This window comes from Leisingera sp. S132, from assembly GCF_025144465.1.
Taxonomy (GTDB): Bacteria; Pseudomonadota; Alphaproteobacteria; order Rhodobacterales; family Rhodobacteraceae; genus Leisingera.
Genome location: NZ_CP083553.1, coordinates 33,601 through 56,235, shown reverse-complemented (window position 1 = coordinate 56,235; position 22,635 = coordinate 33,601). Strand labels below are relative to the sequence as shown.

Here is a 22,635-nt window from a genome sequence, read left to right as displayed (position 1 = left end):
CAGGCTCTCCTCGGAATTCTGCGCTGCGGCGGTGCACAAGGGGTGCACAGGGGGTGTACGGGTGTCACCCTGCCGGAGCCGGGTGCTGCTGCGGTGCAACTCAGTCATGGCTGACCCCCAGGTAGGCGTCGATCACATCCTGATTGTTGCGCACCTCATCGGGGGTGCCGTCACCGATCTTCTTGCCGTAGTCCATGACCACGACCCGGTCGCTAAGGTCCATCACCACGCCCATGTCATGTTCAATCAAGGCGATGGTGGTGCCAAACTCGTCGTTCACATCCAGAATGAAGCGGGACATGTCCTCTTTCTCCTCGACGTTCATGCCGGCCATCGGTTCATCCAGCAGCAGCAGCTTCGGTTCCGCCGCCAGCGCCCGCGCCAGCTCGACCCGTTTCTTCAGGCCATAGGGCAGGCGCGCCACCGGGGTTTTTCGGATGTGCTGGATCTCCAGAAAGTCGATGATCCGCTCCACAACCTCGCGGTTCTCGGTCTCTTCAGCCTCGGCCTTACCCTTCCACAGAGCCTGCGAAAACAGGCCTGTTTTCATATAGTTGAGCCGACCGGTCATAACGTTGTCCAGAACGCTCATGCCTTCGAACAGCGCGATATTCTGGAAGGTGCGGGCGATGCCCTGGCGCGCCACCTCATAGGGGCGCATCGGCGGGCGTTTCTTGCCGTGGAACAACACCTCGCCTTCCTGCGGCACATAAAAGCCGGAGATCACGTTCAGCATCGACGACTTGCCGGCGCCATTGGGGCCGATGATCGCGCGGATCTCGCCCTCGCGGATGTCAAAGGAGATATCCTGGATAGCCACCACACCGCCAAAGCGCAGGGTGATGTTTTTCATCTCCATCACCACACCGCCGATGGTGCGGCCATCCTCCGTCACGTAGCTTAAGGAATTGTCAAGCATAACAACGGCCTCCATATTTTTGCCGCATAGAAATTTTAAGATTTCCATGCGATACTTGTTTAAAACGAGCAGCAAGGAGATCGACGTTATGTTCGGCGAACTTGAGCATTCCTGCCTTCTGAAGATGGCACTTGAATGCAAGCAGATGGGCCTCAGCCAATCCGAAAGCCTGGCCTCCATCATGGAGCAGACTCACGGGTTCAGCTCCCACTTTAAGATCCAGCAGGTGGTCAACACGGCCTACAATCCCGGCCTCAACCCCGACCTGATCTGACGGCGGCCCGGCCTGCCCGGCACGGGGCAGGAATTTTTCCGGTGAAACGTGCATCATTCTGCGGCCACCTTGTGAACCGCCCCCGGTTTCACGTCCGCGTCGACAATGGTCAGCGTCGCCTTGATGGAACCCTTGCGGCCGTCCTCATAGGTCACTTCCGTCACTGTCGAGACCTTTTCCGAGCCGTCGTAAAGCGCGGTGATGATATCGTCGAACTTCTCTTCCACGATACGGCGGCGCACCTTGCGGGTGCGGGTCATCTCACCGTCATCGGCATCCAGTTCCTTGTGCAGAACCACAAAGCGGTGCACCTGACAGCCCGATAGCATCGGGTCCTCGGCCACAGACTTGTTCACCGCAGAGACATGCGAGCGGATGGAGTCCAGAACTTGCGGATGGCCTGCCAGCTCCTGGTAAGAAGCATAGGCAATGTTGTTGCGTTCGGCCCAGTTACCCACCGCCGTCAGATCAATGTTGATGAAGGCAACGCAGCGGTCGCGGCCATTGCCGAACAGCACCGCTTCCAGGATGTCCGGATAGAACTTCAGCTTGTTTTCCACATATTTGGGCGCAAACATGCTGCCGTCGGCCATTTTGCCCACGTCTTTGGCGCGATCGATGATCCGAAGGTGGCCGGAGCCTTCCTCGAAGAAGCCTGCATCGCCTGTTGCCACCCAGCCTTCAGCATCCTTGGTTGAGGCGGTGGACTCCGGGTTGTTGAAGTATTCAACAAAGGTGCCGGGCGAGCGGTAGTGGATCTCGCCGCTGTCGTCGATCTTGATCTCGACCTCCGGGGCCGGCACGCCAACGGTATCGGCGCGGACCTCGCCATCCGGCTGCACAGTGATGAAAACGGTGGCCTCGGTCTGGCCGTACAGCTGTTTAAGGTTGATGCCCAGCGAACGGTAAAAGTCAAAGATCTCCGGCCCGATCGCTTCGCCAGCGGTATACCCCACACGAATACGGCCATAGCCCAGCGTGTCCTTGAGCGGACCGTAGACCAGCACATTGCCCAGCGCGTATTTCAGCCGGTCCATCAGACCCACAGGGCGGCCATCCAGGATATCGCCGCCGACTCTCTTGGCGTGCGCCAGGAAGTGGTGGAACATCTTGCGTTTCAGGGCGCCTGCGTCCTCCATCCGGATCATCACATTGGTCAGCTGGCCTTCGAACACCCGCGGCGGCGCAAAGAAATAGGTCGGGCCGATTTCGCGCAGGTCGGTCATCATGGTGTCTTGGCTTTCCGGGCAGTTCACGCAGAAACCGCACCAGTAGGCCTGGCCGATCGAGAAGATGAAATCGCCCACCCAGGCCATCGGCAGGTAGGACAGGATGTTTTCACCTTGAGTCAGATGATCGAACTCTGAAGAATTCTTGGCGCTTTGGATCACGTTGCGGTTCGACAGCACCACACCCTTGGGCTTGCCAGTGGTGCCGGAGGTATAGAGCATCACGCAGGTGCTGTCGTAATCCAGTTTGGCCTGGCGCGACTGCAGCTCGCCGATCAGCTCGTCATGGGCGGCGCGGCCCTGATCCTGGATATGGCTGAATTGATGCAGCTGGGTGTGGTCGTATTTCCGCATGCCGCGGGGATCGAGGTAGATCATATGCTCGAACTGATGCAGCTGATCCTGGATCTCGATCACCTTGTCGGCCTGTTCCTGGTCGCCAACGATCACAAAGCGCGCGCCGCAGTGGCCCAGCACATAGGCCATCTCCTCGGCTACCGCGTCCTGATAGAGCGGCACCGGCACGGCACCCACCGCCTGCGCGGCAACCATCGACCAGTACAGGTAGGGGCGGTTGCGGCCGATGATGGCGACAAAATCGCCCTCTCTCACGCCAAGGTTGATAAGGCCCAGCGCCAGCGCCTCGATTTCCTTTGCCGTCTCGGCCCAGGTCCAGCATTGCCAAATGCCGAATTCCTTTTCCCGGTAGGCCGGCGCATCCCCGAATTGCGCCGCATTGCGTTGAAGCAGCGCCGGCAGGGATTGCATGCCCTGGGCGCCCATCTGCATCTGAGCCAACTTTCTCTCCTCCCTTTCCGGCGTTACTGCCGGACTGGCCGCTGCTCGCGGCTCTGGCCCCGATTAGGGACAGCGGCAGAGTAGCCCGTCAACTTTTTCCTGATGTTTTCCCAAATCTTACGAATTGTAACAGCCCAAATTCCCTTGTTTTTAAGACAGCTACACGAGCGGATCGGCCTCCTCTCAAGCAAATCCTTACGCCGCAGATTAACCAACCGCGCACCCTAGGCGCGGGATACGAACAAAAAGTCATGTTTCGAATCGCCAATAATTGAGCGCCTTCTGAAACATTCGGGCCAGCAAGCTTGCCGACAAAAGAGCTGTCCTCAGCCGCCCGGCAACCAGAAGGAGATCATGCGCCGTGACTTAAATGTCTCTCGGCCCCCGCGGCTGAATGCCAATTTGCCCTGAACCCGCCCCGGTGCTAGCCATGATCCGGGGAGAACCATGAACCGGACAAGCAAACAACACGCCGCCATGACGACCGCCGGGCTGAATCTGATCGCCCAGGCGCTGTCGATCTATGACAACGACCTGCGGCTGGCGGTCAGCAACCGACGCTTTCAGGAAATGTTCAATCTGCCTGACCACCTGGTCGAGCCCGGCGCCTCTTTTGCCGAAACCATCCGCTTCCTTGCCGAAGCCGGGGAATACGCGCCGGAAAGCGATATCGAGGACATCGTTCAAAGCCGGGTTGAGCAGGCACTGAATTTCGTGCCGCATTACCTGGAACGCGAGCGGCCCAACGGGCAGATGATCTCGATCGAAGGCTCGCCACTGCCGCAGGGCGGGTGGGTCACGGTCTATACGGACATCACCCGCGCCAAACGTGCCGAGCAGTTGCTGCGGTCCCGCTCAGAAGAACTGTCGGAGAAGCTGATTGCCCATACCGAGGAGCTGTCCGCCGCCAACCGGCAGCTGGAGGCAGCTAACACCGCGCTGGAAGAGACCAAGCGCCAGCTGACAGAAATCGAGGGCCGCACCCGCCTGACAACGGAAATGATGCCCGCCCATATCGCCCATGTGGATGCCGACGGGTATTATACCTATACCAACCGCCGCCTCAGCGCCGTGTTTCCGGGCCGCCCGTCGGATATCCTGGGCATGCATATCTCAGACGCATTGGGCGAGGCCGCATTTGAGCGGATTGAGCCGCATCTGCTGGCCGCCTACAAGGGCGGCAGCCCGGTGTTCGAGTTTACAGAAAGCCACGGCAGCCGCCGGATCAGGGTGGCCTTCACCCCGGACCAGCAGGGCGGTGTCTATATCCTGTCGATGGATGTGACCGAAGAAACCCAGGCCCGGGTGGCGCTGCAGCAGGCGCGGCGCCGCGAGATGGCCGCGCAGATGACCAGCGGCCTTGCGCATGATTTCTCCAACCTTCTGACCATCATCCTGGGCATGCAGGGCAAGCTGGAGAAAATGGGACTGGGCGGCGAGGCGGGCGATCTGGTGCAAGGCACCTTGTCTGCAGCGCGGCGGGGCGGGCGGCTGTTAAACCGGATTGCCGAAATGACCAGCCAGCGAACCCTACGCCCCCAGGCCACCGACATGCACGCGCTCCTCGATGAGCTGAAAGTGCTGGCGTCACCGTCGCTGCCGCTGGGTGTGGGGCTGAGTATTCTCGACAACTTGCCGGATCAGTCACTGCTGCTGGACGCGGGCAAGCTGCAGGACGCGCTGTTGAACCTGATCCTGAACGCCCGCGACGCCTGCGGCACGTCCGGCCAGATCACCGTCAGCGCCCATGCCGTCGGCCAGACCTGGGTCGAAATCACCGTCACCGACACCGGGCCCGGCTTTTCACCGGAAGCGCTGGAAAAGGCGCTCAATCCGTTTTTCACCACCAAGGGCAGCGAAGGCTCCGGACTTGGCCTGCCGATGGTCTACGACATGGCCAAGCTGGCTGGCGGCGACATGCGCATTGGCAATGGCATTTCCGGCGCCGCGATCACCCTGCGCCTGCCCTACCGCCCGGCCCCGGATGCGGGCGGAGGCATGGCGCTGCTGGTGGAGGACAGCGAGGACCTGCGGGCAGCCTTCCGCGACATGCTGATCGATCTTGGCTATTCGGTGATAGAAGCCGCGAGTGTAGACGAAGCCTGCGCACTGACTGCTGACCTCCCGGACATTGCACTGGTGCTGTCGGACATCATGCTGGAGGGCAGTGCAACCGGTGTTGATCTGGCCTTGCGGCTGGACGGGTCCGGTCTCCCCTGCATCCTGATGACCTCCCTGCCTGTCAGCGATCCGCTGTTCCGCAAGGCATTGAAATGCGGTCCGGTTTTGCGCAAACCTTTCACCATTCACCAGCTGTCTGAGCTTATCCAACCGGAGCCCGCCGCATGACATCCCCTTTGGTCACCATATTGGATGACGAGCCGGAAATCCGGCAGATCCTGACCGAAACACTGGAGGACGCAGGCTTTCGCACCCAAAGCTTCGCCCGCGCGCGTGAATTCGAAGCAGCCTTGAACCGGGTGACGCCGGACGTTTGCCTGGTGGACCTTTCATTGCCGGATACCGACGGTTTGGCGCTGGTGCACCGGCTAGCGCTGGAACAGGGGGCGGCGGTCATCATCATTTCCGGCCGGGCGCAGGTGCAGGACCGGGTGACCGGTCTGGAGCTTGGCGCCGATGATTACATCACCAAGCCCTTCGATCCGGCAGAGGTGGTGGCCCGGGTCCGTGCGCGGCTGCGCGCAGGCCCGCGAACGGCGTCCTCTGCCAGCAACACCGCACATTTCGCCGGCTGGACTGCTCATTTCGACCGCTATGCACTTGAGGATGCCGAGGGCACCGAGACCCCTTTTTCCCACGCCGAAGGCGAGGTGCTGCGGCTGTTTCTGGACAGCCCCAAGCGGCTGATTTCCCGCGCCCAGATGCAGGAGATGCTTGGCGGCGCGGCCGGCGACAGCTTCGACCGGGCGATGGACGTGCGCATTTCGCGCCTGCGCACCAAGCTGCGCGAAGACCCCAAGAACCCGAGGCTGATCAAGACCATCTATGGCGCAGGCTATATTTTTCTGGGAGATGTAGACTGGACATGACCCTGTTCAGCTAGAAAAGCCGCCGGTCTGCACTACGCTCCATTTGAGAGACAAAAGGAGCGAAAGATGACGCAGCTGCAGTATTTTACCGCCCTTTCCGGGCTTTGGGTGTCACTAGCCTGGCTTCCCTATATCCTGGACCGGGTCATGGTCCGCGGGCTGATGGGCGCCATGGCCAATCCGGGCCCCAGCGACCTGCCGCAATCACTCTGGGCACAGCGCGCGCACCGGGCGCATATCGTCGGCGTGGAACTGTTTGCCGCCTTTGCGCCGCTTTCCGTTCTGGCGATGCTGGTTCTGCCCCTGGAAGACCAGCCCGACAGCCTGGGCCTCACCTTTTTCCTCGGCATGGCAGCGCATTATGTCATCTACACCATCGGCATCCCGATCCTGCGCACGCTGGCCTTCGCGGTGGCGGCGCTGTCTTCTGTGCTTCTGGGCCTCACGCTGCTGGGCGCAGCATAGAGTTTCTTGCCCGTGCGAATCACTTGGCATAGAATCAGCCCATGGCCACCTGTCTGCTCTACCGCCAAGCTCCTTCGCGCCCGTCGCGGTTCTACCGCATTGAGCTGGCGATGAACCTGTTCTCCGAAGTCTCCGTGCTGCGGGAATGGGGTGTGGCCGGCGGCAACGGGCAAAGTGTAATCAATATCTACGCCAACCTGCGCGAGGCCTCGCTGGCCGCCGACAGGCACCGCAACCGGATGATCAAGCGCGGCTACGGCCGGGCCTGACCCGCGCCGCACCAGCGGCGCCCGGCCCAACTGTGACGGGCCTCCGGCAGGAGGTCCGGGAACAGGCGGGAGTTCACCCGGCCAGGGCGCAGGCAGCGCGGTTCAGCACTTGCAGACCCAGCACCAGATCCGCCTCGCCGGTATCTTCGTCAAAGGCATGGCTGATACCGCCGATCGAGGGAACAAACAGCATCCCGGCAGGCATTACGGTTGCCAGATTGGCCGCATCATGCAGCGCTCCGGAGGGCATTTTCTGCCATTTTCCCGGTGCCAGCGCCTCCGCGGCAGCCGCCAGCTCCGCCTGAAACCGCGCATCCATAGCCGCCGGTTCTATGCCCGTAACGGGGCCAAGCTGCGCCGCCACACCGTGACCCGCAGCAATCTCTTGCACAGTTTCCCTGATGATGGCCTCCATCCGTGCCAGCCGATCTGCATCCGCATCCCGCCATTGCAAGGAGAACTCCACCCGCCCCGGCACTATGGAAGATGCATTGGGATGCAGCGCCACATGGCCGATGGTCCAGACCGTTGCGGGCGTGACCACATTTGCAAAGCGGCTGTTTAGAGCCGTGTTGAAATCAGACAGCGCCTGGAACACGTCCCGGCGCAGGTGCATCGGCGTAGTGCCTGCGTGGTTCTGCCGACCCTCAAAACTGATCCGCATGTCCCGGATGCCGACGATATCCGTCACCACCCCGATCCCCAGGCCGGTTTCCTCCAGATAAGGCCCCTGCTCGATATGCATTTCCAGAAAGCCGCTGAACCTGTCATGCGGCAGGAAATCGCTGGCCAGGTCCGCCATCGTGCTGCGCATGTTCGCAAGCGTATTGCCATGATCGTCGGCGAACCCGTCCGCCTCTTCAAGTGCCAGCTTGCCGCTCCACACGTCAGAGCCGGTCAGCACTCCGAACCGGCCCTCCTCATCCTGGAAACTGACGCAGGAAATGGGTGGACCCCCGGCCTCCTTTGCCGCCCTCGCAATCTCCAGCCCGGCGATCACGCCCAGCGCTCCATCCAGCCAGCCGCCCTCTGGCTGGCTGTCGCTGTGGGAACCGACCAGCAGGCTATTTTCCCCGGCCAGCCCGAACAGATTGCCGAGAGGGTCGAGATACGGCTCTAATCCGGCATCCTTGAAACGTTCAGCCAGCCATTTGCGCGCCGCAATGTCGGCATTCGAATAGGCCTGCCGCACAACCCCCTTGCCCACGCCTGATGCACCAAAGCAGCGCAGCTTGTGCAAGTCACCGAGAAATCGCTGAGGGTCGAGGGGCATGGCGGGTCTCCAAACTGACAGAGGCACATTGCGCCATGTTCCCGCGGCCCTCAACGAATTTGATCCGAGCAGCGCCAAGCCCGCCCTTTCCTCCGCCTGCAAGCTCCCCTAAGACTCCCCCGGTAACAACGGAGCCGCCTGTACATGTCCCACATCACGCTGATCCGCCACGGCCAGGCCAACACCCAGGCCCGCGACGAGAAAAGCTATGACCGGCTCAGCGATCTGGGCCACCAGCAGGCGGCCTGGCTGGGAGACCACCTGCGGGCCAGCGGCAGCAATCATCCGCGCGTCTATTGCGGCACGCTCACGCGGCATATCGAAACCGCCGCCTCGATGGGGTTTGCGGATCCAGTGCAGGATGCACGGCTGAACGAGATGGAGTACTTTACACTCGCCGAGGCAATGCGCGATCAGCACGGGCTGCCGATCCCCGAGGAGCGCGAAGGATTTGTCGAGCATCTGCCAAAGGTCTTTGCCGCCTGGGCGAACGGGAAGATCGCCCAGCCTTATGAAACCTGGGAGCACTTCGAAACCCGCACCCGGCAGGCGCTGGAGGAGATCTCCGCAGGCGACGGCCCGGCGTTGGTGGTAACCTCCGGCGGACTGATCTCGATGGCGCTGCGGCAGGCGATGGGGCTGGACACCGCGGGGATGGCGCGGATAGCGCTGGCGGTGATGAACACCTCCATGCACCGGCTGTTCCCCATTGGCGGCCACTGGAGCCCGGTTTTGTTCAATGCGGTGCCGCATCTGGAAGCGCCGGACCGGCATTTTGCCCAGACACATCTCTGAGACATGAACGGGAGGGACGACATGCAGCTTTACTATGCCCCCAACACCATTTCGGTGGCCGTCGCCATCGCGCTTGAGGAAGCCGGGCTCGGCTATGAAGCGGTGAAGATCGACTTTGCCGCCAAGGAACAGACCGGCGCGGCCTATGCCCAGATCAATCCCAAGGGGCGTGTGCCGGCACTGGCGGTTGAGGGCGGTATCCTGACCGAAACCGGCGCGCTGCTGGAGTACATCGCCGACATGGCACCGGACGCGGGCTTGCGCCCGCAGGACCCGGTGCTGCTGGCCCGGATGCGCGAGGTGATGTTCTACCTCGCCTCCACCATGCATGTGAACCACGCCCACCGCCTGCGCGGCGCCCGTTGGGCCCAGGAGCGGACCAGTTGGAAGGACATGCAGAAGATGGTGCCGCAAACCATGGCGGCCTCCTGCGAATACATCAGCCAGTTTGGCCTGCGCGGGCCATTTGTGCTGGGGGAAGAGGTCAGCCTCGCCGACTGCTACCTTTACGTGGTTTGCACATGGCTGGAAGGTGACGGGGTGAACGTGGCAGACTTCCCGAAAATCCGGAACTTCATGACGGCAATGGAACAGCGCGCATCCGTGCGCGCGGTCCATGCCAAGGGAATGCTTTGAAGGACATGTCAATGACGCATCTGTGGGTACGGGCCGAGCAGCGCCCCAACGAAGACCGGGTGGGCCTGACCCCCGAAGGGGCCAAAGCGCTGCTGGCCGCGGGCATCAAGGTCACGGTCGAAGCAAGCTCTGTCCGGGCAATCCCGCTGCAGGGCTATGCCGATGCGGGCTGCGAGATTGCGGCGGAGAACTCCTGGCCGCAGGCGCCTGCGGACGCGATCATCTTCGGCCTCAAGGAATTGCCCGAGGATGGCACCCCGCTGCCGCACCGCCACATCATGTTCGGCCATGCCTTTAAGGGCCAGCACTCCGGCAAGGCTTTGCTGGAGCGGTTCAAGGCCGGCGGCGGCACGCTTTATGATCTGGAATACCTGGTCGACGAGACCGGCCGCCGGGTGGCCGCATTTGGCTACTGGGCGGGCTATGCCGGCGCGGCGGTGACACTGAAAGCCTGGGCGGCGCAGCAGCGCGGCGAACTGTGCGGCCCGGTTGGCGTCTATGGCGGCAAGGATGCCTTGCTGGCAGACCTCGGTGCAGAGCTCGACGCTTTGAACAAGGACCGCCCCACCGCAATCGTGATCGGCGCGCTTGGCCGGGTCGGCACCGGTGCTGCCGACCTCTGCGAGGCTATGGGAGTCGCCGTCACCAAATGGGACATGGCCGAAACCGCCAGCGGCGGCCCGTTCCCGGAGATCCTGGCCCATGACTTGTTCCTCAATTGCATCTTCGCACGCCCAGGCACCCCGGTATTTGTCCCACGTGAAGCATTGGCAGCGGACCGCAAGCTTACCGCCATCGGCGATGTCGCCTGCGACCCGGACAGCGACTACAACCCGGTGCCGGTTTATGACCGCGCAACCACCTGGGAAGCCCCCGCCTTGCGCGTCGCCGAAAACCCGGTGCTGGACGTGATGGCGATCGACAACCTGCCGTCGATGCTGCCGGTGGAAAGCTCCGAGGATTACGCCGCGCAGCTGCTGCCCTCGCTGCTGACGCTGACCGATCTGGAAAGCGGCGTTTGGGGTCGGGCAAAATCCACCTTCCTGGAGCATTTGCCGGAATGATCGCTCCCTACATCGGCTATCTGGCGGCTTTCCTCGGTACCGTTTGCTGGATCCCCCAAGCCTACAAAGCTTGGGCCTCCCGCGACACTTCCGGCCTGTCGCTGCCCTCGAACCTGATGTTCCTGGCCACGGTGTCGCTATGGCTGGCTTACGGGCTTATGGTCGGCGACTGGCCGCTGATCGTTGCAAATATCTGTGCAGTGACAGCCGTTCTGGTGATCGTCGCAGCAAAACTGAAATTCGGATAAGGGAGACATCACATGACTATTCACTGGTGCGGCACCGGCCTGTCGGCAATCCCCGGCCTGCGCCGCCTGCTGGAAGCGGGCCACGACGTGGCGGTCTGGAACCGGACCACCGACAAGGCCCGCGAGGCCGTCGGCGATCTGACCACCAACATCCATGCCTTCAGCATCGCCAACCTGGGCCAGATGCTGAGCCCGCACGACGTCATCGTCTCAATGCTGCCGGGCGACTGGCACGTGCCGCTGGCAGAACTGGCCATCGAACACGGCGCGCACTTCGTCTCCTCCTCCTACATCGCGCCGGAGATGCGCGCGCTGGACGAGAAGGCCAAGGACGCTGGCGTTTGCCTTATCAACGAGGTGGGTCTGGACCCGGGCATCGACCACCTGATGGCACATGCGCTGGTGGCGGACTACAAGGCCTCCGGTGCCTTCGACCCGGCAAACGAGATCAGCTTCATTTCCTACTGCGGCGGCATCCCCAAGACCCCGAACCCGTTCCGCTACAAGTTCAGCTGGTCGCCGCTTGGCGTGCTGAAGGCACTGCGCTCGCCGTCAAAGTCGATCCGCGACTTCAAGGAACTGGAGGTCGCCCGCCCCTGGGATGCGATCTCCTCGTATGAGGCACCGCTACCGGCACCAGAGAGCTTCGAGGTATATCCGAACCGCGACTCCATCCCCTTCATGTCCCAGTATGAATTCGGCGAGGACTGGAAGGTGAAGGAATTCGTCCGCGGCACCCTGCGCCTCAACGGCTGGGCCGATGCCTGGGCGGATGTCTTCAAGGAGGTCGAGACCCTTTCCGGCCCCGAAGGCGACGCCCGCCTCAAGGAAATGTCGGACCAGTTCTGGGCCGAGAACGCCTATGACGAAGGCGAGCCGGACCGGGTGGTGCTGTGCGTAGGTCTGAAGGCCGAAAAAGACGGTGCCGAGGTCTGGCACAAGACCTATGTGATGGACGCCTGGGGCGACGCGCGCGGCACCGCCATGGCGCGTCTGGTCTCGTATCCCGTGTCCTTCGCCATCGAGGCCGTAATGAACGGCAAGATCGCCGCTGGTGTGCACGCCGCGCCCAGCGATCCTGTCCTGGTCGAGAAATGGATGGCTGAGATCGGCAGGCTGGCCCAGCACCTCGAGGTCGTCGACAGCAAGGCCTGATCGCAGAAGCAAAACAACAAAGGGCGCCGGATTGCGGCGCCCTTTCGCTTGCGGAAGCCAACGTGGCAGATCAGCGGCCTATCACATCATCCTCGACATCATTGACGTCGATCCCCAGAGCTTCCAGCCCGGCCTCCAGATTGTCGGCCAGATGCGGTGTGCCCAGCAGGTAGTCAGCGGTTGGCGTGGTGGCTTCCTGACGTGCCGTATAAATCGCCTCAGCCAGTTCTTCTGGTTCGAAACTGCCGCGCCCGACCCACATGATGCCTACCAGCTCGGCTTGCTGGTCCTCGCTCATCCTGTCGATAAAAGCGCGCAACTCTCCCTCAGCCCGGCCCAGCTCCCGGGCCATCATCGCCACTTGTGCCACCTTGCGGACCGAGATCTCCAGCATTGCTCCATTCCTTCTGTTCGCTGCCTCAGCATATCAAACCGCAGGCAAAACGCCTAAGTCTTTGATCTGAGGCAAATGGAGCGACCACTAACCTTTCGGCTTCCCGTAAAGAGCGAGCCCCTTACTGCGCCCGCGCAAAACTTCCGGCGGCAGCGCCATCCAGCCCTCGCGCGCGGGCTCTGCACCGGCGGCCTCCAGTAAGTCCGCAGAGGCAATCACCATCATGCCCTGCGCCTTGGTCAGCTGCTCCAGCCGCGCCGCAGTGTTCACCGTGTCGCCAAAGACGGAATACTCCAGCCGGTCCTGCGTGCCGGTCACACCCGAGAACACCTCTCCCCAGTGCACACCGATCCCGGCGCCCAAGCCGGTGTCACCGGCCTGTTCCCGTGCCCGGCGCCAGTCGTTCATTTGCGCCGCCAGCCCTTCAGCGCAGCCCAGCGCTTGGGCCGCCGCGAGATCCCCTTCGAACAGAACCATCGCGGCATCGCCGATATATTTGTCGATCAAACCGCCTGTCCGGGCTGCAACACTTTCCACCCGCGTCCTGAATTCCGTGATCAGGCTGCTCACCTCCTGAGGCTCGCGGCCCTCGCACCAGGTGGTAAAGCCGCGGATATCGATAAACAGGATTGCCATTTCCTGCTGCCGGCCCTCCTGCATTGCCTCCAGCCCGCCGCCAGCCAGTCGGCCTGCCAGCTTCGCCGGCAGATAGCGGGTCAAGTTTGCCTTCTGGCGGGCTTCTTCAATGGAGCGGTGCAAAAGCGCGCGCATCCGCACGGCAGCCACCACCAGAACACCGCCGGCCAGACACAGCATCACCAAACGCATGAAGTTTGGAGGAGAGTCCAGTGTCAGCCTGATCCGCTCAACCAGATCCGGCGCAGCTTGAGGCGGCTGCCAAAGGATCATCCATGCAAATCCCGCTGCGATCAGCACCAGCATCACGGCAAGCCGCAGCGGATTCAGCCTGAGAACGCCGAAGGCCAGCACAACTGGGGCCATCCAAACGGCGGGCATGGCAAACAGCGCACCACCGGGCACGCCTGTGTTCAGCAGCGACAGGAATGTGTTCAGCAGCAGAAAGGCGCAATCTGCAAAAACCGCCAGCCAGATCATCCAAGGCTTGAAAAGCAGTTTCCCAATTGCCCAATAGATCAGCACGCCAACCGCCAGGTAAGACAACATGGTCGCCGCTGCCAGCCCGACCTGACGCCGCAGATGCGGCTCTTCAATCACCCTCACGGACTCGACGGCCAGCACCATCGTCAGCATCAACCCCAGCGCCACAGCAATCCGCAAAAGCGCAACGATGCGCTCCGCCTCGACCTCCGCAGAACGCAGCAGGACCGCTTCCTCGGCCCGCTGCGTCATCAGAGCCAGCGGCAGCTTCATTTACTCCTCCGCCAGAAGCGCCACCTGGCGCGGCTCGACTTCCACTTGGCCTGGGTCCTCCAACTCAGCGCCATTGGCCACGACGCCCATCGCCTCAAACCTTCGGGCCGAGGGCAGCACACGGGCTTCCAGCGAGCCCACCGCCTTGTTGTAGTTGTTGACCGAGGACGACAGCGACCGCCCTACCGACGCGAGATTCTTGGAGAAGGTTGCCAGCCGGTCATAAAGCTCCTTGGCAGTCTTCTGCACTTCGACGGCGTTTTCTGCCATCTTCTCTTGCTGCCACCCATAGGCAATCGACTTTACGAGGGCCATCAGCGTGGTCGGAGTGGCGATCAGCACCTTGTTCTCAAAGGCGTATTCGATCAGCCCCGGGTCCGCTTCCGCTGCTGCCGACACGAAGGTCTCGCCGGGGATGAACATCACCACGAAATCCGGCGTCTCCCCCAGCGCGCTTTGATAGGATTTGGAGGCCAGCTGCCGCACATGGGTTTTCACATGGTTTGCGTGACGGGCCAGTGCCGCCTGCTGCTGATCCGGCGTTTCCGCCTCCAGCGCATCCAGATAGGCCTCCAGCGGGGTTTTTGCGTCCACCACGATGCTCTTGCCGCCGGGAATGCGCACCACCGCGTCGGGACGGCGCAGGCCGTCGTCGGTGCCAACACTTTTTTCCAGCTCATAGTCCACATGCTCAGCCATGCCGGCCATCTCGAACACCTGCCGCAGCTGCATCTCACCCCAGCGGCCGCGGGTCTTGGGTGCGCGCAGAGCCTGCACCAGCTTGCGGGTTTCGCCGCCCAGCGCTGCCTGACCCTCCGCCAGATGCTTCACCTGCGTCTGGATGGCGCCATAGGCCTCGTTGCGTGCCTGTTCGATTTCCTTGATCCGTTCCCCAAACTGGCCAAGCTTCTGGTCCAGCGGTTTCACCAGGTTCTCAATCGCCGCATGGCGCTTGGCCAGATCCTCGTCTGCTGTCTTGCTGTGGGCCTGAAACCGCTCGCTGACCAGGCTCAGGAAGCTTTCAGAATTCTGCTTCAGCACACCCGAAGCCAGCGAGGCAAACTTGTGCTCCATCTGCTGGTTCATGTGCTTCAGCTCTTCCAGCCGTGCCGCGTGCTCGGCTTTCAGCGCCTGCACCTGTGCCTCTGCCTGATAGCGGCCGGTGCGCTCGTTTTCATGCACGCGGCGCAGGGTGGCCAGCTCGTCCGTCAGTTCCGGCAGCCGGGCCGCTTCAGCCTTCAGCCCCGCGATGTGGCTGCGCTGATCCGCGTTCACCTGCTCCAGCTGCCGGGCCGTGCCGCGCAACCGCAGACCGGCCAGCGCCAGAAGTGCGGCCAGTCCAGCCAGCGCATAGATTACCCATTGGGCTTCTTCCAGTGTCACTGCTCGTCCTCCCTTGAACGGGGGTTCTTGTTCATGTGCGCCCGAACAGGCGCTCGATATCTGCCAGTTTCAATTCCACGTAGGTGGGGCGGCCATGGTTGCACTGGCCGGAATGGGGCGTGGCCTCCATCTCCCGCAGCAGCGCGTTCATCTCCTCGCCCCGCATCCGGCGGCCGGAGCGGATTGAGCCATGGCAAGCAACCCGGCTCAGGATGGCCTCGACACGCGCTTGCACCAGCTGGCTTTCGCCCTGATCAGACAGCTCATCCAGGATGTCCTTGATCATTGCCTCGGCATTGACCTCACCCAGGATCGCCGGAGTTTCCCGCACCGCAATGGCATTGCCGCCGAAGGCCTCAATCCCGAGACCGAATTTCGCCAGCTCATCCGCGACCCCCAAGAGGCAGGCACAGTCGTTGTCGCTCAGCTCAATGATCTCTGGAATCAGCAGCGCCTGCGCGGCGACGCCGTTCTCCGCCATCTGGCGTTTCAGCTTTTCATAGACCAGCCGCTCGTGGGCGGCGTGCTGGTCGACAATCACCATGCCGTCGGCGGTCTGGGCGATGATGTAGTTCTCATGCACCTGGCCGCGCGCCGCACCCAGCGGCAGGGCTTCGGCCCCGGGCGCGGTGCCTTCAGGCGCATCCAAGGGCTGACCCGGGGCCATCGGAGCCTCTGGCGGTTCTGTCACCCGGCCGCTGTAGGCACCGGCCAGCTCGGCAAACCCAGCAGACGCCTGCGGCTGGTAGGCGGGTGCAGGCGCAAAGCTCTCCGGCTGCTGCGCCGTATAAGATGCCGCCCGAGCACCAAAAGAAGGCCGGTCCATCTGATAGATCCGGGGGCCGCCGCTCGCGGTGGGCTGTTCCGCCTTCATCGCCCCCAGCGTGGCACCGGCCACGGTGGTCGAGGCGCGGTGACCGGCTTCGGCCAGCGCATGGCGCAAGGAGGAAACGATCAGGCCGCGCGCCAGGCCGGGATCGCGGAACCGCACCTCGGATTTTGCCGGGTGCACGTTCACGTCCACCAGCTGCGGGTCGCAGTCGATGAACAGTGCCGCTGCCGGGTGCCGGTCGCGGCTGAGGAAATCGAAATAGGCCGCCCTAAGCGCGCCGGACAGCATCTTGTCCTTCACCGGCCTTGTGTTCACAAACAGGAACTGCGCCACCGCCGCGCCGCGGGAATAGGTCGGCAGCGCCGCATAGCCATAAAGCCGGATGCCCTCGCGGGTTGCGTCGATCTTCAGCGCGTTTTCGGCAAACTCCCGCCCTAGAACAGAGGCCAGCCGGCCGTGCAGCGCGTCAAAAAGATCGCCAGACAGGGGATCTGCGCGGAAGGTGATCCGTCCCTCTCCGCCTCCGGAGACATCGCGCAAGGTAAAGCCAATTGATGGCTCCGCCATTGCGAGCCGTTTCACAGTATCTGAAATCGCCTGCGCCTCTGCGCGTTCGGTACGCATGAACTTGAGCCGCGCAGGTGTTGCAAAGAACAGATCCCGCAGCTCTACGATGGTGCCTGCCCGCAAGGCTGCAGGCTTCACTTGCTCCAGCTTGCCGCCCGAAACCCGGATCTGCGCCGCCTCATGACCCTCGGCCCGGCTGGTGATGGTCAGCCGCCCGACGGCACCCAGGCTCGGCAGCGCCTCGCCCCGGAAGCCGAAGGTGTGGATGTTCAGCAGGTCCGTGCCATCGATCTTGGAGGTCGCGTGGCGGCTCAGCGCCAGCGGCAAGTCCTCCGGTGTCATGCCGCAGCCATCGTCGGTGACCCGGATCAAGGTCTTGCCGCCATCCGCAATCTCTACCGAGATCCGTGTGGCCCCGGCATCAATGGCGTTTTCCACCAGTTCTTTCACAGCGGAGGCGGGGCGTTCCACCACCTCGCCCGCGGCGATCCGGTTGATGGCGCTGTCGTCCAACTGGCGGATGATTGGCCGGCTGTCTGACGCTGATTTTTCGCGGATATGGGGTTCTGCACTGCTCATACCCCTAAATTTAGCATGTGTGGCCGATTCTGCCACCGGAATGCGCAGCCCAGCCTCCGCAGGATCACGAAACTGGAAGTCCCCTCATCCAGCGGCTTTCCGCGCGCCCTAATGCTCCGCCCCTTGATTTTTTTGTCCATTCAGTCAAAAAACATGCCCGTCTGCGGGGGCGTTCGCTTGCCAATATGCCGCACCCGTGCGATTTTCGCACAGAACTCTTCCGAGGAATTCCAATGGATAGCCAAACCGCTGAACGAAGCGCGCAGCTGCCGCAGCTGGCTGAGCCGCGCAATCCGGGCATGGAACTGGACCTGGACTGGGTCGCAGCCGTGCAGGCCAACACTTCGGCCATCGAACGCCGCTGCGCCACCCTCCCGGGCCGCCGCAGCGTCAAGAAGGACCACCAGGCCGCCTGGCTCTTGAAGGCGATCAGCCTGATCGACCTCACCACCCTCTCCGGTGACGACACCGAGGGCCGGGTGCGCCGCCTGTGCGGCAAGGCGCGCCAGCCGGTAAGCGCGGGCCTTTTGCGCACGCTGGGGATGGAGGGCCTCACCACTGGCGCAGTCTGCGTCTACCACGACATGATCCCGACCGCGGTCAAGGCGCTGGAAGGCACCGGCATCCCGGTTGCTGCCGTCTCCACCGGCTTTCCGGCCGGCCTGTCGCCGTTTCACCTGCGGGTCGCGGAGATCGAGGAAAGCGTCAAGGACGGGGCAGAGGAGATCGACATCGTGATCACCCGCCGCCATGTTCTGCAGGGCAACTGGCAGGCGCTGTATGACGAGATGAAAGCGTTTCGCCACGCCTGCGGCGATGCCCATGTGAAGGCGATCCTGGCAACCGGCGAGCTGGGCAGCTTGCGCAATGTGGCGCGCGCCTCGCTGGTCTGCATGATGGCGGGCGCCGATTTCATCAAGACCTCCACCGGCAAGGAGAGCGTAAACGCAACGCTGCCTGTGTCGCTGGTGATGATCCGGGCGATCCGCGACTATTACGACCGCACCGGCTACCGCGTCGGTTACAAGCCCGCGGGCGGCATTTCCAAGGCCAAGGACGCGCTGGTCTATCTTGCGCTGATGAAGGACGAACTGGGCGACCGCTGGCTGCAGCCGGACCTGTTCCGCTTTGGCGCCTCATCACTGCTGAACGATATTGAGCGCCAGCTGGAACACCATGTCACCGGGGCATACTCCGCCGGCTACCGCCACGCGATGGGCTGAGGGCTGAACACATGACCATCAAAGAGATTTTCGACACCATGGACTATGGCCCTGCCCCCGAAAGCGCTGCCGAGGCACTGGCCTGGCTGGTTGATCAGGGCAGCCGGTTCGGCCATTTCATCAATGGTGAATTCACCAGCCCGGGCGAAGGGTTCGACAGCAAGAACCCGGCGACGGGAGAGGTGCTGGCTACACTGACTCAGGCCACGCAAGCGGATGTGGATGCGGCTGTTGAGGCCGCGCGCAAGGCGCAGGGCAGCTGGGCCGGTCTTGGCGGCGCGGGCCGCGCCAAATACCTCTATGCCATCGCACGCCTGTTGCAGAAGCACGCGCGTCTGTTCGCGGTGCTGGAAACACTGGACAATGGCAAGCCGATCCGCGAAAGCCGCGACATCGACATTCCCCTGGCGCAGCGGCATTTCTACTATCACGCCGGCATGGCCCAGCTGATGGACAGCGAACTGCCGGATGCCGAAGCCCTTGGTGTCTGCGGCCAGATCATCCCCTGGAACTTCCCGCTGCTGATGCTTGCGTGGAAGATTGCCCCGGCCATAGCCATGGGCAACACCGTGGTGCTGAAGCCTGCGGAATACACCTCGCTGACGGCACTGCTGTTTGCCGATATCTGCCGCCAGGCAGGCCTGCCCAATGGTGTCGTCAACATCGTGACCGGCGACGGTGCCGCGGGCGAGATGATTACCGCTGCCAAAGTGGACAAAATCGCCTTTACCGGCTCCACCTCCGTTGGCCGCAGGATCCGCGAAGCCACCGCAGGCAGCGGCAAGGCGCTGACGCTGGAGCTGGGCGGCAAGTCGCCCTACATCGTCTTTGACGACGCAGATATCGACTCCGCCATCGAAGGCTTGGTCGACGCAATCTGGTTCAATCAGGGCCAAGTCTGTTGCGCGGGCTCCCGCCTTTTGGTGCAGGAAGGTATCGCCGAGCGTTTTCACACCAAACTGAAGGCCCGCATGGACGGGTTGCGTGTTGGCAATCCGCTGGACAAATGCATCGACGTGGGTGCCGTGGTGGACCCGGTGCAGCTGGACACCATCAGCAGCATGGTTGCGGCCAATACCGCCGGCGTCATGCACCAGGCGCAGGTCAAAATGCCCGAAGGCGGCTGCTTCTACCCGCCGACGCTGATCGAGGGACTGTCCCCCGCAGATCCGCTGATGCAGGAGGAGATCTTTGGCCCCGTTCTGGTCTCCTGCACCTTCCGCACCCCGGCGGAGGCAGTGGAGCTGGCCAACAACACCCGTTACGGCCTCGCTGCAACAGTTTGGACCGAGAACGTGAACCTTGCGCTCGATATGGCGCCGAAGCTGGAGGCCGGCGTTATTTGGGTCAACGGCACCAACATGTTTGACGCCGCTGCCGGGTTCGGCGGCGTGCGCGAAAGCGGCTTTGGACGCGAAGGCGGCTGGGAAGGGCTGGCGGCCTATACCCGCCCGAAGTCCAAGGCCAAGCAATTGGCCAAGGTAGAGGCGTTTGCCGGCAACGGTGCGCCGGTGGACCCGCTGGACCGCACTGCAAAGCTTTATGTTGGCGGCAAGCAGGCGCGGCCGGATGGCGGCTACAGCCAGGCCATCCACGGCAAGTCCGGCGCGCTGCTGGGACACGTTGGCCTCGCCAACCGCAAGGACGTGCGCAACGCGGTTGAGGCCGCGGCGGGTGCCGGCAAGTGGTCCAAGGCCACCGGTCACCTGCGGGCGCAGATCCTCTATTACATCGGCGAAAACCTCTCGGCCCGCGCAGAAGAGTTTGCGGCCCGCATCGACGCGATGACTGGCAAGAAGGGCGGCGCGGCAGAGGTCGAAGCCTCGATCCAGCGCCTGTTCTCCGCGGCTGCTTGGGCAGACAAGTACGACGGTCAGGTGCATGGCGTTCCAATCCGCGGTGTGGCGCTGGCGATGAAGGAGCCGGTTGGCGTGATCGGTGCGCTCTGCGCCGATGAAGCGCCGCTCTTGGGTCTGGTCTCGGTGATGGCGCCGGCCATTGCCATGGGCAACCGGGTGGTGCTGGCGGCCTCCGAGCCGTTCCCGCTGGCGGCAGCCGACTTCTACCAGGTGCTGGACACCTCAGACGTGCCCGGCGGTGTGGTCAACATCCTGACCGGCAGCCATGCGGAGCTGGCAAAACCGCTCGCCTCGCATCTGAACGTCGACGCGGTCTGGAGCTTTTCGTCTTCCGACCTGTCTGCAGGGATCGAGGCCGCGTCTGCGGGCAACCTGAAACGCACCTGGGTCAACAACGGCACCGTAACCGATTGGATGCAGGACCACACCAAGCACTTCCTGCAGGAAGCCACAGAGGTGAAGAACATCTGGGTACCCTACGGCGAGTAAGCCGCTTTTGCTACCTGCAAAACATTACGCCGCTCCAAACGGGGCGGCGTTTTTTTTCACGCCCTCCCGGGGCCTGCAAGTACTTGCCGTGCTGCCGCCGGGACCCGCCCTTGCGCAGCAGGGGCCAAGCCCATGGCCAAAGGCTGTCCGGTGCATCCGGGGAGCCAGCGGTCGCGGGAGCACTGCGCGGCTTGACGCGTCTGGAAGAAAAGAAAACGCCCGCTCCTTTCGGAACGGGCGCAGAAAATCCGGATAAGCGCGGATTAGCGGCGGATGCCCAGACGCTTGATCAGGTCCTGGTAACGGGCCTCATCCTTGCCTTTGGTGTAGTCCAGCAGCTTGCGGCGCTGAGCAACCATTTTCAGGAGGCCACGGCGGCCGTGGTTGTCCTTCTTGTGGGTTTTGAAGTGCTCAGTCAGGGTGTTGATGCGCGAGGTCAGGATTGCAACCTGGACTTCCGGGGAACCGGTGTCGCCTTCTTTGGTTGCAAATTCTTTCATCAGGCGCGCTTTTTCTTCCGCAGTGATCGACATCGGGGTCTCCTTCATAGGTTAGAGTGGATGGCGCAGGCCGGGATGTCGTCCAGCACAGGCCCATGGAGCGATCTGCCGCGGAGTCGCGGCAGATGCGGGCGTATAAGATGATTCCGGCGCAAAGGCAAAGAATATGTGCAGGGGCCCTGAAGGGATTGCCGCTCTTACTGCGGCAGTATTCCTGCCGCAGCCGCCGAGGCTGTGTCCATTAGCACCAGATCGCTGGCCGTCAGCGCATCGGCTCCTGACACGCGCAGCGCAGGTTCGCCATCCACCAGGACCAGCTGCTCCCCCTCTGCATCTGGATTCTGCTGCACCTCCACGGTTGGTTCAGCACCAACGTCGAAGTCCCAGACCAACACCAGCTGATCCTCAGCGGCATCGTAATCCATCAGATGGACAGCCTCCGCCGTTCCTGTCCAGATGCCCGCAGTAAACTGGTCTGCGCCCGCACCGCCTGTCAGGACATCCGCAGCCCCGGCGATCAGTGTATCGTCGCCCTCGCCGCCATTCACGAAATCCTGCTCAACGCCATCCCCGGCACCGGACACCACGTCATCACCCGTGCCGCCGAACAGCGCATCCTGACCGTCACCGCCGGCCAAACTGTCATTGCCATCATTGCCATGCAGCGAATCCGCGCCGCTGCCGCCCTCCAGCCAGTCGCCGTCCTGACCGCCGTGAAGAACATCATCGCCGCTGCCGCCAACCAAACTGTCGGCTCCGAAATGGCCGTACAGGCTGTCCGCCCCGTCGCCGCCTTCCAGAACATCGGCACCTTCCTCGCCGTGCAGAAGATCATCTCCGCTGCCGCCAAACAGGCTGTCGTTGCCGCCATCGCCATGCAGAACATCGTGACCTTCACCGCCGTCCAGCCAGTCATCGCCACCGTAGCCGCCAATCTGGTCATCCCCGCCGCCGCCGATGATGCTGTCAGACGCGCTGCTGCCGGGCAGCACATCATCTGCATCAGTCCCTGTTACGGTTTCTCCCTCTGCAGGGTTCTCACCGCCAGGCTCAATGTAACCGCCATCCAGGCCATCTTCCTCCGCCTCCGCGGCTGCAGTGTCTTCGTCCTCTGCACCGTCGACATTGACCAGAACCGCGCTGCCCATTGCAACCAGTCCCAACATGCTTGCCAGCCACAACATTGGCGCTCAACTCCTGGAGGATTCACTCACACGCAAGCACACTCTCACAGTGCGCCGC

21 protein-coding genes are annotated in these 22,635 nt (G+C 62.8%); 12 read left to right on the top strand and 9 right to left on the bottom strand.

From position 1 onward, the window contains the following. Positions 1 to 100: 100 nt before the first annotated feature. Positions 101 to 919 (bottom strand): ABC transporter ATP-binding protein, encoded by an 819-nt coding sequence (locus K3725_RS00260; RefSeq protein ID WP_260016916.1) that lies wholly within the window; start codon positions 917 to 919, stop codon positions 101 to 103. 55 nt (positions 920 to 974) lie between these two features. On the opposite strand from K3725_RS00260, the gene K3725_RS00255 reads away from it, so the two are divergent. Further along, the gene (locus K3725_RS00255) at positions 975 to 1,193 is read left to right on the top strand and encodes a hypothetical protein (protein ID WP_260016915.1); all 219 of its coding nucleotides are present in this window, start codon (positions 975 to 977) and stop codon (positions 1,191 to 1,193) included. A 53-nt stretch (positions 1,194 to 1,246) separates the two neighbouring features. On the opposite strand, the gene K3725_RS00250 is transcribed toward K3725_RS00255, so the two are convergent. Further along, positions 1,247 to 3,211 (bottom strand): AMP-binding protein, encoded by a 1,965-nt coding sequence (locus tag K3725_RS00250; protein WP_260018651.1) that lies wholly within the window; start codon positions 3,209 to 3,211, stop codon positions 1,247 to 1,249. 456 nt (positions 3,212 to 3,667) lie between these two features. Here K3725_RS00250 and K3725_RS00245 point away from each other — a divergent pair, with 456 nt between their 5' ends. From K3725_RS00245 to K3725_RS00230, 4 genes are all read left to right on the top strand, one after another. After that, positions 3,668 to 5,569, top strand: a complete 1,902-nt coding sequence (locus K3725_RS00245) for a PAS-domain containing protein (protein ID WP_260016914.1) — start codon at positions 3,668 to 3,670, stop codon at positions 5,567 to 5,569. Next, positions 5,566 to 6,270 (top strand): response regulator transcription factor, encoded by a 705-nt coding sequence (locus K3725_RS00240; RefSeq protein ID WP_260016913.1) that lies wholly within the window; start codon positions 5,566 to 5,568, stop codon positions 6,268 to 6,270. The genes K3725_RS00245 and K3725_RS00240 overlap by 4 nt, the downstream gene beginning before the upstream one ends. A gap of 66 nt (positions 6,271 to 6,336) precedes the next feature. Next, positions 6,337 to 6,735: an MAPEG family protein gene (locus K3725_RS00235; protein WP_260016912.1), complete on the top strand. Its 399-nt coding sequence runs from the start codon at positions 6,337 to 6,339 to the stop codon at positions 6,733 to 6,735. A gap of 41 nt (positions 6,736 to 6,776) precedes the next feature. Continuing rightward, positions 6,777 to 7,004, top strand: coding sequence for a WGR domain-containing protein (locus K3725_RS00230; protein ID WP_019295103.1), 228 nt, complete (start codon positions 6,777 to 6,779; stop codon positions 7,002 to 7,004). 73 nt (positions 7,005 to 7,077) lie between these two features. Here K3725_RS00230 and K3725_RS00225 read toward each other — a convergent pair whose 3' ends face one another. Next, entirely contained in the window at positions 7,078 to 8,277 is a 1,200-nt protein-coding gene (locus K3725_RS00225; protein ID WP_260016911.1) for a hydantoinase/carbamoylase family amidase, read from the bottom strand. Positions 8,278 to 8,421: 144 nt separating this feature from the next. Between K3725_RS00225 and K3725_RS00220 the strand changes: the two genes are divergently transcribed. The 5 genes from K3725_RS00220 to K3725_RS00200 are packed head-to-tail and all read left to right on the top strand — an operon-like array spanning position 8,422 to position 12,175. Continuing rightward, a complete protein-coding gene (locus tag K3725_RS00220; protein ID WP_260016910.1) occupies positions 8,422 to 9,072 on the top strand; it encodes a histidine phosphatase family protein in 651 nt (216 codons plus the stop codon). 21 nt (positions 9,073 to 9,093) lie between these two features. Continuing rightward, complete coding sequence (locus K3725_RS00215; RefSeq protein WP_260018650.1) at positions 9,094 to 9,708, top strand: glutathione S-transferase family protein; 615 nt, start codon at positions 9,094 to 9,096, stop codon at positions 9,706 to 9,708. An 11-nt stretch (positions 9,709 to 9,719) separates the two neighbouring features. Further along, on the top strand, positions 9,720 to 10,772 hold the full coding sequence (locus K3725_RS00210) for a saccharopine dehydrogenase (protein WP_260016909.1): 1,053 nt from the start codon (positions 9,720 to 9,722) through the stop codon (positions 10,770 to 10,772). After that, a complete protein-coding gene (locus tag K3725_RS00205; RefSeq protein ID WP_260016908.1) occupies positions 10,769 to 11,020 on the top strand; it encodes a SemiSWEET family sugar transporter in 252 nt (83 codons plus the stop codon). Before K3725_RS00210 ends, K3725_RS00205 begins: the two co-directional genes overlap by 4 nt. 12 nt (positions 11,021 to 11,032) lie before the next feature. Then, positions 11,033 to 12,175 (top strand): saccharopine dehydrogenase family protein, encoded by a 1,143-nt coding sequence (locus K3725_RS00200; RefSeq protein WP_260016907.1) that lies wholly within the window; start codon positions 11,033 to 11,035, stop codon positions 12,173 to 12,175. Positions 12,176 to 12,245: 70 nt separating this feature from the next. Here K3725_RS00200 and K3725_RS00195 read toward each other — a convergent pair whose 3' ends face one another. The 4 genes from K3725_RS00195 to mutL form a co-directional block, all read right to left on the bottom strand. Next, a complete protein-coding gene (locus K3725_RS00195) occupies positions 12,246 to 12,569 on the bottom strand; it encodes a DUF3775 domain-containing protein (RefSeq protein ID WP_260016906.1) in 324 nt (107 codons plus the stop codon). Between the two features lie 87 nt (positions 12,570 to 12,656). Next, positions 12,657 to 13,961 carry an adenylate/guanylate cyclase domain-containing protein gene (locus K3725_RS00190; RefSeq protein WP_260016905.1) on the bottom strand — a complete coding sequence of 435 codons (1,305 nt, stop codon included), beginning with the start codon at positions 13,959 to 13,961 and terminating at the stop codon, positions 12,657 to 12,659. After that, the gene (gene rmuC / locus K3725_RS00185; protein ID WP_260016904.1) at positions 13,962 to 15,344 is read right to left on the bottom strand and encodes a DNA recombination protein RmuC; all 1,383 of its coding nucleotides are present in this window, start codon (positions 15,342 to 15,344) and stop codon (positions 13,962 to 13,964) included. 31 nt (positions 15,345 to 15,375) lie between these two features. Beyond that, complete coding sequence (mutL, locus tag K3725_RS00180) at positions 15,376 to 17,322, bottom strand: DNA mismatch repair endonuclease MutL (protein ID WP_260016903.1); 1,947 nt, start codon at positions 17,320 to 17,322, stop codon at positions 15,376 to 15,378. A gap of 233 nt (positions 17,323 to 17,555) precedes the next feature. Between mutL and deoC the strand changes: the two genes are divergently transcribed. Both deoC and K3725_RS00170 read left to right on the top strand, forming a co-directional pair. Further along, a complete protein-coding gene (gene deoC, locus K3725_RS00175; RefSeq protein WP_260016902.1) occupies positions 17,556 to 18,545 on the top strand; it encodes a deoxyribose-phosphate aldolase in 990 nt (329 codons plus the stop codon). 11 nt (positions 18,546 to 18,556) lie between these two features. Next, positions 18,557 to 20,893 (top strand): aldehyde dehydrogenase family protein, encoded by a 2,337-nt coding sequence (locus K3725_RS00170; RefSeq protein WP_260016901.1) that lies wholly within the window; start codon positions 18,557 to 18,559, stop codon positions 20,891 to 20,893. A gap of 263 nt (positions 20,894 to 21,156) precedes the next feature. Here K3725_RS00170 and rpsO read toward each other — a convergent pair whose 3' ends face one another. After that, positions 21,157 to 21,426, bottom strand: coding sequence for a 30S ribosomal protein S15 (gene rpsO / locus K3725_RS00165; protein WP_019295116.1), 270 nt, complete (start codon positions 21,424 to 21,426; stop codon positions 21,157 to 21,159). Positions 21,427 to 21,590: 164 nt separating this feature from the next. Then, positions 21,591 to 22,559 carry a calcium-binding protein gene (locus K3725_RS00160; protein WP_311202210.1) on the bottom strand — a complete coding sequence of 323 codons (969 nt, stop codon included), beginning with the start codon at positions 22,557 to 22,559 and terminating at the stop codon, positions 21,591 to 21,593. Positions 22,560 to 22,635: the final 76 nt, after the last annotated feature.

Bases quoted from the DNA above. Each gene is read 5' to 3' on its own strand.
- K3725_RS00220 (WP_260016910.1), top strand. From the start codon at position 8,422: ATGTCCCACATCACGCTGATCCGCCACGGCCAGGCCAACACCCAGGCC.
- deoC (WP_260016902.1), top strand. From the start codon at position 17,556: ATGGATAGCCAAACCGCTGAACGAAGCGCGCAGCTGCCGCAGCTGGCT.
- K3725_RS00210 (WP_260016909.1), top strand. From the start codon at position 9,720: ATGACGCATCTGTGGGTACGGGCCGAGCAGCGCCCCAACGAAGACCGG.
- K3725_RS00230 (WP_019295103.1), top strand. From the start codon at position 6,777: ATGGCCACCTGTCTGCTCTACCGCCAAGCTCCTTCGCGCCCGTCGCGG.
- K3725_RS00170 (WP_260016901.1), top strand. From the start codon at position 18,557: ATGACCATCAAAGAGATTTTCGACACCATGGACTATGGCCCTGCCCCC.
- mutL (WP_260016903.1), bottom strand. From the start codon at position 17,322: ATGAGCAGTGCAGAACCCCATATCCGCGAAAAATCAGCGTCAGACAGC.
- K3725_RS00160 (WP_311202210.1), bottom strand. From the start codon at position 22,559: ATGTTGGGACTGGTTGCAATGGGCAGCGCGGTTCTGGTCAATGTCGAC.
- K3725_RS00215 (WP_260018650.1), top strand. From the start codon at position 9,094: ATGCAGCTTTACTATGCCCCCAACACCATTTCGGTGGCCGTCGCCATC.
- K3725_RS00225 (WP_260016911.1), bottom strand. From the start codon at position 8,277: ATGCCCCTCGACCCTCAGCGATTTCTCGGTGACTTGCACAAGCTGCGC.
- K3725_RS00245 (WP_260016914.1), top strand. From the start codon at position 3,668: ATGAACCGGACAAGCAAACAACACGCCGCCATGACGACCGCCGGGCTG.
- K3725_RS00205 (WP_260016908.1), top strand. From the start codon at position 10,769: ATGATCGCTCCCTACATCGGCTATCTGGCGGCTTTCCTCGGTACCGTT.
- K3725_RS00240 (WP_260016913.1), top strand. From the start codon at position 5,566: ATGACATCCCCTTTGGTCACCATATTGGATGACGAGCCGGAAATCCGG.
- K3725_RS00235 (WP_260016912.1), top strand. From the start codon at position 6,337: ATGACGCAGCTGCAGTATTTTACCGCCCTTTCCGGGCTTTGGGTGTCA.
- K3725_RS00200 (WP_260016907.1), top strand. From the start codon at position 11,033: ATGACTATTCACTGGTGCGGCACCGGCCTGTCGGCAATCCCCGGCCTG.
- K3725_RS00250 (WP_260018651.1), bottom strand. From the start codon at position 3,211: ATGCAGATGGGCGCCCAGGGCATGCAATCCCTGCCGGCGCTGCTTCAA.
- K3725_RS00190 (WP_260016905.1), bottom strand. From the start codon at position 13,961: ATGAAGCTGCCGCTGGCTCTGATGACGCAGCGGGCCGAGGAAGCGGTC.
- K3725_RS00195 (WP_260016906.1), bottom strand. From the start codon at position 12,569: ATGCTGGAGATCTCGGTCCGCAAGGTGGCACAAGTGGCGATGATGGCC.
- rpsO (WP_019295116.1), bottom strand. From the start codon at position 21,426: ATGTCGATCACTGCGGAAGAAAAAGCGCGCCTGATGAAAGAATTTGCA.
- K3725_RS00260 (WP_260016916.1), bottom strand. From the start codon at position 919: ATGCTTGACAATTCCTTAAGCTACGTGACGGAGGATGGCCGCACCATC.